Here is a 12,655-nt window from a genome sequence, read left to right on the forward strand (position 1 = left end):
ATCTGCGGCGGGCACTCGGCGTACAGGTGGGTTCTGCCTCGGGTCCGCCGTGACTCAGACCTGGCCCGACAGGTGCGGGCCGGCCGTCGCTCCGACCCTGACCCAACGCGTAGCCGGCACCCGAGACCCGGACCAGCGCATGGCGGCACCCGGGGACCCTGACCGGCGCGTAGCCGACGCCCGGAGACCCGGATCAGCGCCGAGTTGGCGCCGACGACCCGGACCTGGCGAGTGGCCGCGCCGGGGTATGACGCCGGTTAGGCGGGTCGGCTGCTCAAGTGGGTCGACCCGAGCCCGAGAGAAGGGCGCGGGTCGCATCCCAGCCCTCGAAGGCTGGGTCCAGCGTGGCCAGGTCAGCCGGGCCGCGCAGCCGTCGCCAGCCGGCGGTGACCGCCACGTCCCCAGGTCGAGGGGCACCGGAACGCACGTCGGCTGGGTTCGCCGTGTCCAGATCCAGCGGGGGCAGCCAGCCCGGCACGGGCAGTCGCACCGCCACCCCGAGCAGGCCTGGGCCGCCCCCCTCGACCGGGGCCACCGCAACCGGTCGGGTGGTGAGCGGACGCAGCAGCTTGCCGACGGTGAGTGCGGGCAGGTCGGGCACGTCGCCAGCGAGCACCGCCGCCTGGTCGTAGCCCTCCAGTGCGGCGAAAACGGCGTTCGGCGTCGGCTCGGTCACCTCGTACACGGCCGTGCCGGGCCAGACCAGCGCGTCGGCCAGCGCACGATCGGCCGGGGTCACCGCGACCGCGACTTCCACCTCGTTGAGGGTGGCGAGCAGGTCGATGACATCTTCTGCGAGAGCCGCTCGCCATTGCGCCCGGTCGACGCCGGGCGGCGACCAGCGGACCGGTCCGAGCAACGCCACCACCACTCGTCGTGCCACCTCCCGACCCTAGCGCCCGACCCGGCCTGGCCCTGACCCCGCCCATCCAGCCCGACTCCGGCGACCCGCCCAGACCCGATCCACCCCGGCCCGGCCCGTGAGCCCGCCGAGGCTGACCTAGCCGTCCGGGCCCAGCCCCTGACCTCGCCGGACTGACCTGACCGGTCCCGGCCCGACCCGGCCCGTCACTCCGCCGGGCCCGACCTGACCGGGCCCGACCGGGCCTGTGACCCCGCCGGCCCGTCCCTCCTGAGCCCCATCCGTTCTGATCGCTTTGTCCTGTGTTGATCCGACTCACCTGACCTCATCTGGCCAGGTTTGGCTGCCGCCACCCAGGCCCGAGGTGTGATCGACTCCGTTTCGGCGATGTGGGGCCATCCCAGCGCGCGGATACCCCCACATCGGGGATATGGAGTCGATCAAGAAGGTTTCGCCGCAACCGCCCCAGCAGCATCGCCCGCTCAGGCCGACTTGTCCGGATATGAGCTACAACGAAGATCCGCGCGTGCCGCCAAGTCGCTCGGCACTACGAGCACGCGGACAAGCGGGCGGTCGAACCCACGGGCACGCGGGCACACTGGACACACCGGGCACAGCGACACGCCGGGCACGCGGACGCGGGCACAGCGACACGCCGGGCACGCGGACGCGGGCACAGCGACACGCCGGGCACGCGGACGCGGGCACAGCGACACGCCGGGCACGCGGACGCGGGCACACCGACACGCCGGCACACCGGGCACGCGGACACGCGGGTACACCGGGCGCGGACACGCGGACCGGCGGGCGCGCAGGCGGGCGAGGATCGGTCAGGTCGTGACCGGGGCGCAGGAGGCAGCGGCAACGCCCTCCAGGTAGCCGCGGGCGCGTTCCGCTCTGGGGTAGCGGCCGACCAACGCCCAGAACCGGGCGTTGTGGCTGGGCACGATCAGGTGCGCCAGCTCGTGCAGCAGCACGTAGTCGATCACCCAGTCGGGCATTTCCTGGACGCGGTGCGAGATCCGGATGCTGCGGTCGGCAGGGGTGCAGGAGCCCCACCGGCCGTTCTGGTTGGTGACCCAGCGGACGCTGGCTGGCACCGCCTTCGTGGCGTACTCGGGGAGGTGGAGGTCGATGAGCCGGGTGGCTCGGGCCAGCAGCTCGGCGTCGGAGCGGGCCAGGCGCCCTTCCCGGGCGGCGAGCCGGGCGAGCATCCGGTCGACCCACTCGCTCTCCTCGGCACGGGAGAACTGGTCCGGGATGAGGACGACGACCCGCTCACCATCACGGTACGCAGACACCGTGCGTCGTCGGCGCTGGCTGCGCCGCACCTCGACGACCGGCTTGCGCGTCCCCGCCATCACTGGCCCGCGCAGCCTCTGCTACGTGTCACGAAGGAAAGCTAATGCGTACTGACCAGGGGTCCGCAAGAGTCAACCGCACGACACGCGCCCAGAAAATGGTGATTGGTCGCCAGGCGTCCCGAAAATTTCTTGACCGCGGCACCCCCGCGCCATCTCGTCACCCTTCGTGAACACCGAATGGGCGCCGATACGCGGCACCTCTCCACCGTAGGTGATCACCGCCCCGGATGCTGTCGCGGGGGCACCCGCACGGGTGGCTGTGAGGGTTTGGTCGGCGTGTCCCCGCCAAACTGACTTATCCGACCTATTTCGCCATGCACACTCTCGACGTCGACTTGCTCACAGTGTCGATGCACAGCTGACATGGAACTGCCCAGACCTGGGTAGGGTCCGCGGACCAGCGGTCATGAAGGTGGCCGTGGAGTGAGACCCAGCGCCGGCGCCCCGTGTGGCCCGCCGCCGGGCACCCCGCCGGGACGGCATCGACCGGCGGACGAGACGAGGAGGGCACCGTGGCCGACCAGGCCCAGACGACCTACAACGGTTACTGCGTGAAGTGCAAGGAGAAGCGGGACTTCGAGGGGCACGTCGAGGTCTCGAAGACCGGAATGAACATGGCCAAGGGCAAGTGTCCGGTATGCGGAACAACAGTGAACCGCATCCTGGGCAAGGCCAAGGTCTGATCCGTACGGGTGGCGGGGGTGGGGTGGCCGGTGGCCACCCCACCCCGTTGCCGTTTCGGGCTGGCGGCGCTCCCACGGGTCGTCGACGGCCTGTCGGGTGACCGACACCTCCGTCGGCGGGCTGTGGAAAACCCGCCGAATCCTGTGGACAACGCAGGACAGGGGCTTGGCCGCCTGTGGACAACGATCGACCTAACGCGAGGATGTGGTCACCATTCGTGACCATGAGCCGCACCGCACTGCCCCGCCCCACGCTGCTGCCCGGGCTCAACCGGCTCTGGCGAGACCGACACACCCTCCAGCTCGGCGTCGGCCCCGGGCCCGCTGTGCTGCTGGAGCTGGCCAACCCCCGCGCCGCCCACCTGCTCGACCTGCTCGACGGCACCCGCAGCGAGCGCGCCGTGCTGGCCGAGGCGGCCACCGCGCGGGTCACCGCCGACGACGCGCGTACCCTGCTCGACGCCCTGCGGGCGGCCGGTCTGCTGGTGTCCGCGCACAGCCTGCTCCCCCGTGACCTGGCCGGCGCGGTCCGTGCCCGGCTCACGGCGGAGGCCTGCGCGCTGGCCCTGACCGCCGCTCGACTGCCCGGTACCCCTGCTCAGGTCCTCCGTCGGCGGCGGGCCGCCCGAGTCGTGCTCACCGGCGCCGGGGCGCTCGGCGGGCCGCTGACGGTGGCACTGGCCCAGTCGGGCGTCGGGCAGGTGATCCCGCTGCTCACCGGCCCGGTACGCCCCGTCGACCTGGTCGGCACGGGCATCCCCGCCACCGAGCTCGGCCACCCGCTGGCACCGGCGGTGCGGGCCGCGGTCGACCGCCTCGCGCCAGGCACCGGAACCCGGCCGGGCCGGACCGGCCGGGTGGACCTGGTGATCCAACTCGGCACCGACCGGCCGACCGCGCTGCTCGCCGCCGGTCTCGCCCAGCGCCGGCAGCCACACCTGCTGGTCACCCTGCGCGAGGGCGTACCGGTCGTCGGGCCGCTGGTCCGCCCACCCGCCGGGCCCTGCCTGCACTGCGTCGAGCTGCACCGGGCCGACCGCGACCCGGACTGGCCGCGGCTCGCCGCCCAACTCGCCGCCGCCGACCCGGTGGCCGCCGGCGCGACCGGCACGCTGCTCGCGGCCATCGGGTACGCGCTGGCCGAGGCGCTGACGCAGCTCGACGGCGGGCAGCCGGAGACACTGGGTGGGGCCATGGAGATCACCGGTGCCGGCCGTTTCCGTCGCCGGGGCTGGCCGCCACACCCGGCATGTGGGTGCTCGCAGGGACGAGTGTCCGCACCAGCCCGGCCGCAGAGCAGCAGCGGGGCCCTCCGGTCGGTAACAATGACCGGGTGACCGACATCCCGCGCCGCGCCGTGTCCCGCACCGCCAAGCTCGCCGCCCTGCCGCTCGGCTTCGCCGGCCGGACCGTTCTCGGCATGGGAAAGCGCGTCACCGGGCTCGCCTCCGACGTGATCTCCGCGGAGATCCAGCAGCGCACCGCCGAACAACTGTTCAGCGTGCTCGGCCAGCTCAAGGGCGGGGCGATGAAGTTCGGCCAAGCGCTGTCGGTCTTCGAGGCGGCACTGCCGGAGGAGATCGCCGCGCCCTACCGTCAGGCGCTCACGAAGCTTCAGGAGGCGGCACCGCCGCTGCCGGTCGCCAGCGTGCACAAGGTGCTGACCGAGCAGCTCGGCCCGGACTGGCGGGACCGGTTCGTCGAGTTCAACGACGTCCCGGCCGCCGCCGCCAGCATCGGCCAGGTCCACCGGGCACGGTGGCGGGAGCCGGGGTTCGACGAGTCGGGCGCGCCGAACAGCCGCGACGTGGCTGTCAAGATCCAGTATCCGGGCGCCGGGGAGGCGCTGCTCGCCGACCTGAAACAGCTCTCCCGCCTGGCCGGGATGTTCCGGGCCATCCAGCCCGGTCTGGACGTCAAGCCGCTCCTGGTCGAGCTGCGCGAGCGGATCACCGAGGAACTGGACTACGAGCTGGAGGCCGAGTCGCAGCGCACCTTCGCGGCCGCGTACGCCGACGACCCGGAGATCTACATCCCGAAGGTGGTCCACGCGGCGCCTCGTGTGCTGGTCACCGAGTGGGTGACCGGCACTCCGCTGGCTGACATCATCCGCGAGGGCACCGAGGAGGATCGGGACGAGGCCGGCCGGTTGATGGCCACCCTGCACCTCTCCGCGCCACAGCGGGCTGGGCTGCTGCACGCCGACCCGCACCCGGGAAACTTCCGGCTGCTGCCCGACGGCCGACTCGGGGTGATCGACTTCGGCGCGGTGGCCCGGATGCCGGAGGGCACGCCGGAGCCGATCGGTCGCATCGCCGCGCTGGCCCTGAGTGGGGATGCCGACGGGGTGGTGGCGGGGCTCCGGTCAGAGGGCTTCATCGGCTCTGCGGAGGAGATCGACGCCGAGGGGGTGCTCGACTTCATCCGTCCGATGCTGGAGCCCATCGCGGCGGACGGGTTCCGGTTCACCCGGGCCTGGCTGCGGGGCGAGGCGGGCCGACTGGCGAGTCCCCGCTCCCCCACGTACCAGCTGAGCAGGCAGCTCAACCTGCCGCCGTCGTACCTGCTGATCCACCGGGTGACGCTCGGATCGATCGGGGTGCTCTGCCAACTGGAGGCAAAGGCCCCGTACCGCAGCATCCTGGAGCGCTGGCTGCCCGGCTTCGCCCCGGTCGCCTGAAGACGTCACGAAGGGCGGGTGCCGGTCGGCACCCGCCCTTCTGCGTGGGGTGGTACTAGAGAACGCCCAGGTCGCGCGCCGTCTGGTTGCGGCTGTTCATGGCGACGGTACGGGCGGATCGGGTTGCCTCAGTGCTCGTGGTGGTACGACCGGCCTGAGGCCGGCGCATTCGAGCCCGGGACAACGCTTCGTTGAGTAGTTGCATCTCGAAGGCTCCAGTCGGGAGGTTGAACATCGTCTTCTCTCTCACTGCCGGTGTGACACCGGCGTAGTTGGTACGGGTCGGGAACATGTCAGGCTGCCAGTCGGACCGCGCCACGCACCTCGGACAGCCCAGTGGCCGCCAGGCGCGCCTCGGCCTCGACCCGAAGTGCGGCGTCACGGGCGACGTCCTCCTTACGCGGACGGCCACGGGGCCGCTTACGCGGGACAACCGCGCCACGCTCGAAGATCTCGCCGCCCCAGACGCCCCACGGCTCGGCCCGCTCCACCGCCCCGGCCAGGCACTCGACGCGCAGCGGGCAGTCCCCGCAGAGCGACTTGGCCAGCTCGAGCTCGGCAGGCGAGTCGGAGAACCACAGGTCGGGGTCGAACTTCCGGCAGGGCAGGTTCGCCTCCATTTCGACGCTCACGTCGAGGGGGGCCAACGCCAGACTCATCTCCCGGTCACCTCTCTCTCACTTCGATCTCGTGGATCGCATTCCGACGTACTTACGGCGGGCAAAAACAAAGGCCGCGGATCCCGGTAAGCGGGTTCCGCGGCCTCGAGGTGAGCCGGTGTCTGATGGTCAGACCGGTTTACCTCGAGGTGGAACGCCGCGGACATCCATGCGCTTCTTGGCGACCTGGATGCCATTGCCCGTGAAGCCACTGGTCCCCTCGACTCCGGCGGGCGCGACGGTCAGGATCAGCTCGGCCTGAACCTGGTGCACCTGCGGAACCGACGGTCGTGCAGCCGTGAGGGCCACTCGGACAGCCGACAGCGGAGCGAGGACAGACGGCATCGCCGTCAGACGCTCATAGGTGAAGATCTTCACGGGTGCCACCTCCCTCACGTTCCTCGAATCGACCGGACCAACCCCGATGAGCAGCCGGAATGGCGCCGCTCGCGTGGTGTGTCCTGAGGCTATTCCTCGCGCTGGGGCGAGGGCAAACGAATTTAGGACGAGATTTCGAAAGTTTTCTCCGGGCAGACGTCGTCCACCCCCGCGCCGCCCACCAACGCCAGCACCGACTCCCCGTAGAGGCCCAGCTTGCGGGGGCCGATACCAGCGATGGCGATCAAATCCTCCGACCGGCCAGGTCGCCGCTCGGCCAGCGCGACAAGCGTCGCGTCGGTGAAGACCACGTACGCCGGGACCTTCTGCGCCCCGGCGACCCGTTGCCGCCACTCGCGCAGCCGTTCGTGCAGCTCGTCGTCGATGTCGGACGGGCAGGTGGGGCAGCGGCCGAGCTTGCGGTCGGGGCCGGCGAGCAGCGTGGCGCCGCAGATCCGGCAGGAGACGATCTGGGTTCGACGCCGCTCGGTGCGTTTGGCCGCCGGACCGGCGCCGCTGACGGCCCGTTCGGTGCCGCCGGAGCGGTCGAGCTGGGGCAGGAACCGCGACGGCCGCCGGGCTCGTCCGCCCGGTGAGCGCGCGACGGCGTACGACAACCAGAGCCACTGTCGTGCACGGGTGATCCCGACGTAGAGCAGTCGGCGTTCCTCCTCGACCTGCTCGACGGTCTTGGCGTACGTGGTCGGCAGGGTGCCCTCGGCGAGACCGACCAGGAAGACCGCGTCCCACTCCAGCCCCTTGGCCGAGTGCAGCGAGGCGAGGGTCACCCCGTCCACCGTCGGTACGTGCTGCTGGGCAGCCCGGCGGGCCAGCTCCTCGGTGAAGTTGGAGAGGGTGACGGGGCGTTCCACCGACGCGGCCTCACCGATCGGCACGACCTCGGGGGTGGCCGCGTACTCCTCGGCGAGCTGGACCAGCGCGGACAGCGCCTCCCAGCGTTCGCGGGCGGCGCCACCGGCCGGGGGCGCGTCGGGGGCCCAACCGACCGCGGTGAGCGCCTCGACGACGGCGGTCGGCAGCGGGGTCTCCCCGGGGATCGATCGGGTGGCGGCGCGCAACGCGACCATCGCCTGGCGCACCTCGGCCCGCTCGAAGAACCGTTCGGCGCCCTGCACGACGTACGGCACCGCGGCCTCGGTGAGCGCCTTCTCGTACGCCTCGGACTGCGCGTTGATCCGGAACAGCACGGCGATCTCCTTCGCCGGCGTGCCCGCGTCGATCAGCGACCGGCAGCGTGCGGCCACCGCGTTCGCCTCGGCCGGCTCGTCGGTGAAGATCCGCAGATCCGGCTCGGGGCCGGGTGGGCGTTGCCCGCTCAGCTCCAGCCGCAGCCGTGCCTCGGTGCCCCGGGCCTGGGAGATCACCGCGTTGGCGAGCCCGACCACCTGCGGCGTGGAGCGGTAGTCGCGGACCAGCCGGACCACGGTGGCGCCCCGGTGCCGGCGGGGGAAGTCGACCAGGTACGCCGAGGTCGCCCCGGTGAACGAGTAGATCGTCTGGCTGGCGTCACCGACCACGGTCAGGTCGTTGCGTCCGCCCAGCCAGGCGTCCAGCAACCGCTGCTGGAGCGGGTTGACGTCCTGGTACTCGTCGACCACGAAGTGCCGGTACTGGCCACGGACCTGCTCGCCGACATCCGGGTGCTCCTCGATGCCCCACACCGCGGCGCGCAGCATGTCCTCGAAATCGATCACGCCGTTCGAGCGTTTGAGCTGCTCGTACGCGGTGAACACCTCGGCCACCTTGGCCGGCTCGTGCGGTGTGTCGCGCAGTGCCCGGGCCGCGGAGACCACGTAGTCCGTCGGCTCGACCAACGACGACTTGGCCCACTCGATCTCGCCGGCCAGGTCGCGCGCCGCGGCCCGGTCGGTGCGCAGGCCGACCCGGGCCGCGGCGAGGGTGACCAGCCGTACCTTGCTGTCCAGCAGTTCGGGCATGGCGCGGCCGGCCAGCAGGCGGGGCGCGAAGTACCGCACCTGGCGCAACGCCGCCGCGTGGAACGTGCGGGCCTGAACGCCCTTCACCCCGAGTTGGGCGATTCGGTGTCGCATCTCGGCGGCGGCGCGGGCGGTGAAGGTGACCGCGAGCACATGCCGAGGGGAGATCTCACCGGAAAGAGCACGATGGGCGATCCGGGAGGTGATCGCCCGGGTTTTGCCGGTGCCCGCGCCGGCCAGGATGCAGACCGGCCCGGCGGGTGCGGTCACGGCGGAGCGTTGCTCCGGGTCCAGCCCGGCGAGCACCTGTTCCGACGCTGAGTGAACCACCACAACCAGGAATCATCTCAGCTCCTCCGAGCGTTGCAGCGAACAGCCTCGGCTTGATCCGCAAGCCGCGGCCGGAGGAGTTGGAGGATCCGACCATGCTGACGATGTATTCCACCCCCTGGTGCGGCTACTGCCACCGGCTCAAGTCGCAGCTCGACCGGGAAGGCATCGGGTACGAGGTGGTCGACATCGAGCAGGACCCGGAGGCCGCGGAGTTCGTGATGAGCGTCAACGGCGGCAACCAGACGGTGCCGACGCTGCGCTTCACCGACGGCAGCGCCCTGACGAATCCCTCGATCACTCAGGTCAAGCAACACCTGGAGACCCTCAACGCCTGACCGGCCGGGTCATTCTCGACGAGCGGTCGCCCCAGTCGGGGCGACCGCTCGTCGTGTCCGCTGTCCGTCACTCTGGCGGGCGGCCGGTGGGTGCTGGTCGTCACAGACCGGTCGGCGTCCTCGGCCGGTCCGCGGCCTCGGCCGGTCGCCGGGGCGACGGGAGCGTCGGGCGGGTCGACGGCGTGGGCGGGCGGGTGCCGGGCGGCGCGCTCAGGTGCCGGCCCCGCCAGAGGTAGCTGCCGGCGGCCAGCGTGGCCACCCCGACCAGCATGAACAGCACCCGATAGTCCAGGAAACCGACCAGCAGGGCACCTGCCCCGATGGAGAGCGCCTGCGGCCCGCTGACCACGGCCTGGGTGGCTGCGGCGACCCGGCCGACCAGCGCAGGCGGGGTCCGGCGCTGGATCAGCGTGTGCAGCCCCACCATCGTCAGTGGGAGCGAGACGCCGGCCAGCAGCACCGCCGCGAAAGCGAGCCGGAGATCGGGGTACGCGAGCGCGAGCGCGGCCGGTGAGAAGAAGGCCACCCCGGCGGCCAGGGTGCCGACCTCCCCGAGTCGGCGGACCAGCGCCGGTGAGCAGAGCCCGCCGAGCAGACCGCCCACACCCTGCACGGTGACCAGTACGCCCACGAACGCGGCGTCGCGGTTCAGCCCGTGGTCGACGTAGGCGAAGATGAGCGACTCGCTGAAGCCCATCACCAGCGACCCGAGCCCGTAGCCGAGCAGGGCCCGACGCAGGGCCGCCTCGCCAGCCAGGTGCCGCAGACCGGCGCCCAACTCGGCCGGCCAGCGCAACCGCACGGTCGGCGGCACCTGTTGCGGGGTGGGTAACGCGGTCACCACCACCGCCGCGGTCAGAAATCCGACCATGCCGATCCCGGCCAGCGCCCACCCGCCGAGGGCCGCGTAGAGCGCCGCGCCGGCCAGCGGGCCGATCAGCCGCATCCCCTGGCGTACGGTCTGCAGCACGCCGTTCGCCTCGGCCAGCAGTTCGACCGGCACCAACTCCCGGATGAGCCCACTGAGCGCCGCGCCGAGCGTGATGGACGACAGTCCATACAGGGCCGCCACCAGGTAGACGACCCAGACGTCCCCCGCGTCTGCGACGGTGAACAGCGGGGTGAGCAGCGCCGCGGTGACCACGTTCGCGGCGACGAAGAACGGCCGGCGTGGGCAGCGGTCGACGAACCAGCCGATCAGCGGCGCCAGCGTCATCGGGGCGACGACGGCGAAGATGGTGCCGCCGGCGAGCCCGTTGGAGCCGGTCAGGTCCTTGACCCAGATGGCGAGCGCGAGCAGCAGGATCGACTCGGCGGTCATGCTGGCCAGCAGGCCGCCGAAGAGCAGGCGGAAGTCGGGTCGGCGCAGGACGGTGCGCATGGGGTCCCTCCGGCGGGATGGCGTGCCCGGGTGGGCGTGGTCGACGGGGCTGCGACCGCAGGTCCGTCGTCATCCGGCGTACCCGTGGTCCATTTTTCGCAAGACACGCCCCCGCCGGAACCTCCGACGCCGGTCGCGCCGTCCATACTGACTGTGGGGGGCGAATTTCATACAGTTACCGTCGCGTCTGCGGCGGTCGACGGGAAAGAGGACACTGTGCCTCCTGCCGCACCCAGCCCGATCATGCGTCGCCGACGGTTGGGCCTAGAGCTGCGCCGCCTGCGCGAGGCCGCGGGCCTCACCGGCGACCAGGTCATCGAAAGAATCGGTTGGGCGTCCGCGTCCAAACTGTCCCGGTTGGAAAACGGCCGCAGCCGGCCGGACCCGCAGGACGTCGGCGTCCTGCTGGCCCTCTACGGTGCCGACGAGGCACTGCACGAGGAGTTGCTCGGAATCGCCGGCGAGGCCGGCGACATGCGGGGCTGGTTGAAGAACTTCCCGGTGATGACGCAGCAGCAGCGCAGCTGGGCCGAGTTGGAGGCGGGCTGCGCGGAGATCTCCGAGTACAACCCGGTGTTGGTGCCGGGCCTGTTGCAGACCCCCGGGTACGCGCAGGTCCGGATCGTCTCGGCCCGCGAGGTGGACGCGAGCGCCGGTGAGCCGGAGCCTGGCGACGAGCCCGCGACCGAAGTGAAGGCGCGGATGGCCCGGCAGTCGCTGCTCACCCGGGAGCCTCATGCGCCGCGTTACACCGCGGTCCTGGAGGAGGCGGCTCTCGGCCGCCGGGCCGGGCCGCCCGAGGTGCTGCACGAGCAACTGGTCCAGCTCTGCGAGCTGGCCCTACTACCCAACGTGACGTTGCATGTGCTGCCGCGGGACGCCCAGGTGGGCAATTGGTACCTTCCGCCGACAGCGTTTTCCGTCTACCGGTTCGCCGATCCGCTCGATCCGGAGACATTGGCCATCGAAGGGGGGTTCACCGACGTCATGTCGACCGAGGTAATCACGCTAAATAGATATAAAGTGGTGTTCGAGTGGCTATGCACGGCGGCACTTGACGAATCGGACACCCTCTCCTGGCTGATCGAGGCGACGGGACGGCTGACCGAGGCGGTGCCCCCATCCACAGTGGCGTTCGGGCCGGCAACGGCGCCGACCCAACGCCGTCGGGATTCGGGGCGGCTGACGGACCGGTAATCCACGGGGGACCCCTCCGTCGGGACGTGCGGCACCACTCGTCCCATCGGATCGGTTCACACCAGGAGCAGAACCATGAATGACATCCGCACAACGCCGTCCGTCTCCGCCCACTCGTTGGCGGACGCCCCGTGGCGTACCAGCACACGCAGCCAGACCTCCAACTGCGTGGAGGTCGCCCCACTGGCCACCGGTCCGTCCGCCGTCGCGCTGCGCGACAGCAAGGACCGAGGCGGCCCGGTGCTGTTGTTCAACCGGGCAGGGTGGCTCGGCTTCATCACCGGAGCGAAGGGCGGTCAGTTCGATCTGAGCTGACCCGGTGACCGAGACGGGGCCGTCGGCGTACTGCCGGCGGCCCCGTCTCGTTGCCCGCCAAGCCCGCTGAGCAGCCATCGGATGATCGGACGAGGCTCAAAACCGATAGGCGCGTTTGCGTTGCTGGAATGAACACGCGGCGTAACATGGCCCTCGGATACGTGGAACTTCCACACTGGCTCATCCGTCGCGGTTCATCCGGAGACCCTCATGCGGTTCCTGATCGTTCGCACCGACATCCGCGCCGTCGCCGACGGGGACATCGCCGCCGCCTGGGCGGACGGCCACCGACTTCGTGACGAGACGACCACGCCCGAGCCGCGACGGCAGATCGTGCACGCCGAGGACCGGGACGCTGCACTGCTGCTGGCCCGCGCCCTGGCCACGGTCGGCGCGGTCCGCGCCGGCAAGCAACGGGTCAAGGTCGTGCCGCTGAGCGAGCCCCGACCCGCCTTCCGAAACAGACCAGGCCGCACCGGCCCCTGATTGCACCAGACGTCCGTCGTGGTT

At 71.3% G+C, this 12,655-nt stretch carries 13 protein-coding genes; 7 read left to right on the forward strand and 6 right to left on the reverse strand.

What is annotated here, in order from left to right:
- Positions 1-274: 274 nt before the first annotated feature.
- Positions 275-883, reverse strand: a complete 609-nt coding sequence (locus JOD64_RS09555) for a glycosyltransferase family protein (protein WP_204941911.1) — start codon at positions 881-883, stop codon at positions 275-277.
- Positions 884-1,692: 809 nt separating this feature from the next.
- Positions 1,693-2,223, reverse strand: a complete 531-nt coding sequence (locus tag JOD64_RS09560) for a M48 metallopeptidase family protein (protein WP_204941912.1) — start codon at positions 2,221-2,223, stop codon at positions 1,693-1,695.
- Between the two features lie 515 nt (positions 2,224-2,738).
- Here JOD64_RS09560 and JOD64_RS09565 point away from each other — a divergent pair.
- From JOD64_RS09565 to JOD64_RS09575, 3 genes are all read left to right on the forward strand, one after another.
- Entirely contained in the window at positions 2,739-2,909 is a 171-nt protein-coding gene (locus JOD64_RS09565; RefSeq protein WP_167457767.1) for a DUF5679 domain-containing protein, read from the forward strand.
- Positions 2,910-3,133: 224 nt separating this feature from the next.
- Positions 3,134-4,246: a TOMM precursor leader peptide-binding protein gene (locus tag JOD64_RS09570; RefSeq protein WP_204941913.1), complete on the forward strand. Its 1,113-nt coding sequence runs from the start codon at positions 3,134-3,136 to the stop codon at positions 4,244-4,246.
- The gene (locus JOD64_RS09575; RefSeq protein WP_204941914.1) at positions 4,243-5,589 is read left to right on the forward strand and encodes an ABC1 kinase family protein; all 1,347 of its coding nucleotides are present in this window, start codon (positions 4,243-4,245) and stop codon (positions 5,587-5,589) included. The genes JOD64_RS09570 and JOD64_RS09575 overlap by 4 nt, the downstream gene beginning before the upstream one ends.
- A gap of 293 nt (positions 5,590-5,882) precedes the next feature.
- On the opposite strand, the gene JOD64_RS09580 is transcribed toward JOD64_RS09575, so the two are convergent.
- The 3 genes from JOD64_RS09580 to JOD64_RS09590 form a co-directional block, all read right to left on the reverse strand.
- Entirely contained in the window at positions 5,883-6,248 is a 366-nt protein-coding gene (locus tag JOD64_RS09580) for a WhiB family transcriptional regulator (RefSeq protein ID WP_110563491.1), read from the reverse strand.
- Positions 6,249-6,377: 129 nt separating this feature from the next.
- Complete coding sequence (locus tag JOD64_RS09585) at positions 6,378-6,593, reverse strand: hypothetical protein (protein ID WP_204945995.1); 216 nt, start codon at positions 6,591-6,593, stop codon at positions 6,378-6,380.
- Positions 6,594-6,748: 155 nt separating this feature from the next.
- Positions 6,749-8,917: an ATP-dependent DNA helicase UvrD2 gene (locus JOD64_RS09590; protein ID WP_204941915.1), complete on the reverse strand. Its 2,169-nt coding sequence runs from the start codon at positions 8,915-8,917 to the stop codon at positions 6,749-6,751.
- Between the two features lie 92 nt (positions 8,918-9,009).
- Here JOD64_RS09590 and JOD64_RS09595 point away from each other — a divergent pair, with 92 nt between their 5' ends.
- The gene (locus JOD64_RS09595; RefSeq protein ID WP_204945996.1) at positions 9,010-9,252 is read left to right on the forward strand and encodes a mycoredoxin; all 243 of its coding nucleotides are present in this window, start codon (positions 9,010-9,012) and stop codon (positions 9,250-9,252) included.
- Between the two features lie 100 nt (positions 9,253-9,352).
- On the opposite strand, the gene JOD64_RS09600 is transcribed toward JOD64_RS09595, so the two are convergent.
- Complete coding sequence (locus JOD64_RS09600) at positions 9,353-10,633, reverse strand: MFS transporter (protein ID WP_204941916.1); 1,281 nt, start codon at positions 10,631-10,633, stop codon at positions 9,353-9,355.
- Positions 10,634-10,849: 216 nt separating this feature from the next.
- On the opposite strand from JOD64_RS09600, the gene JOD64_RS09605 reads away from it, so the two are divergent.
- The 3 genes from JOD64_RS09605 (at position 10,850) to JOD64_RS09615 (ending at position 12,631) form a co-directional block, all read left to right on the forward strand.
- Positions 10,850-11,830 (forward strand): helix-turn-helix domain-containing protein, encoded by a 981-nt coding sequence (locus JOD64_RS09605; RefSeq protein WP_204941917.1) that lies wholly within the window; start codon positions 10,850-10,852, stop codon positions 11,828-11,830.
- Between the two features lie 75 nt (positions 11,831-11,905).
- On the forward strand, positions 11,906-12,145 hold the full coding sequence (locus JOD64_RS09610; RefSeq protein WP_204941918.1) for a DUF397 domain-containing protein: 240 nt from the start codon (positions 11,906-11,908) through the stop codon (positions 12,143-12,145).
- Between the two features lie 210 nt (positions 12,146-12,355).
- A complete protein-coding gene (locus tag JOD64_RS09615; RefSeq protein ID WP_204941919.1) occupies positions 12,356-12,631 on the forward strand; it encodes a hypothetical protein in 276 nt (91 codons plus the stop codon).
- Positions 12,632-12,655 lie beyond the last annotated feature (24 nt).

This window comes from Micromonospora luteifusca, assembly GCF_016907275.1.
In the GTDB taxonomy this organism is placed as follows: domain Bacteria; phylum Actinomycetota; class Actinomycetes; order Mycobacteriales; family Micromonosporaceae; genus Micromonospora; species Micromonospora luteifusca.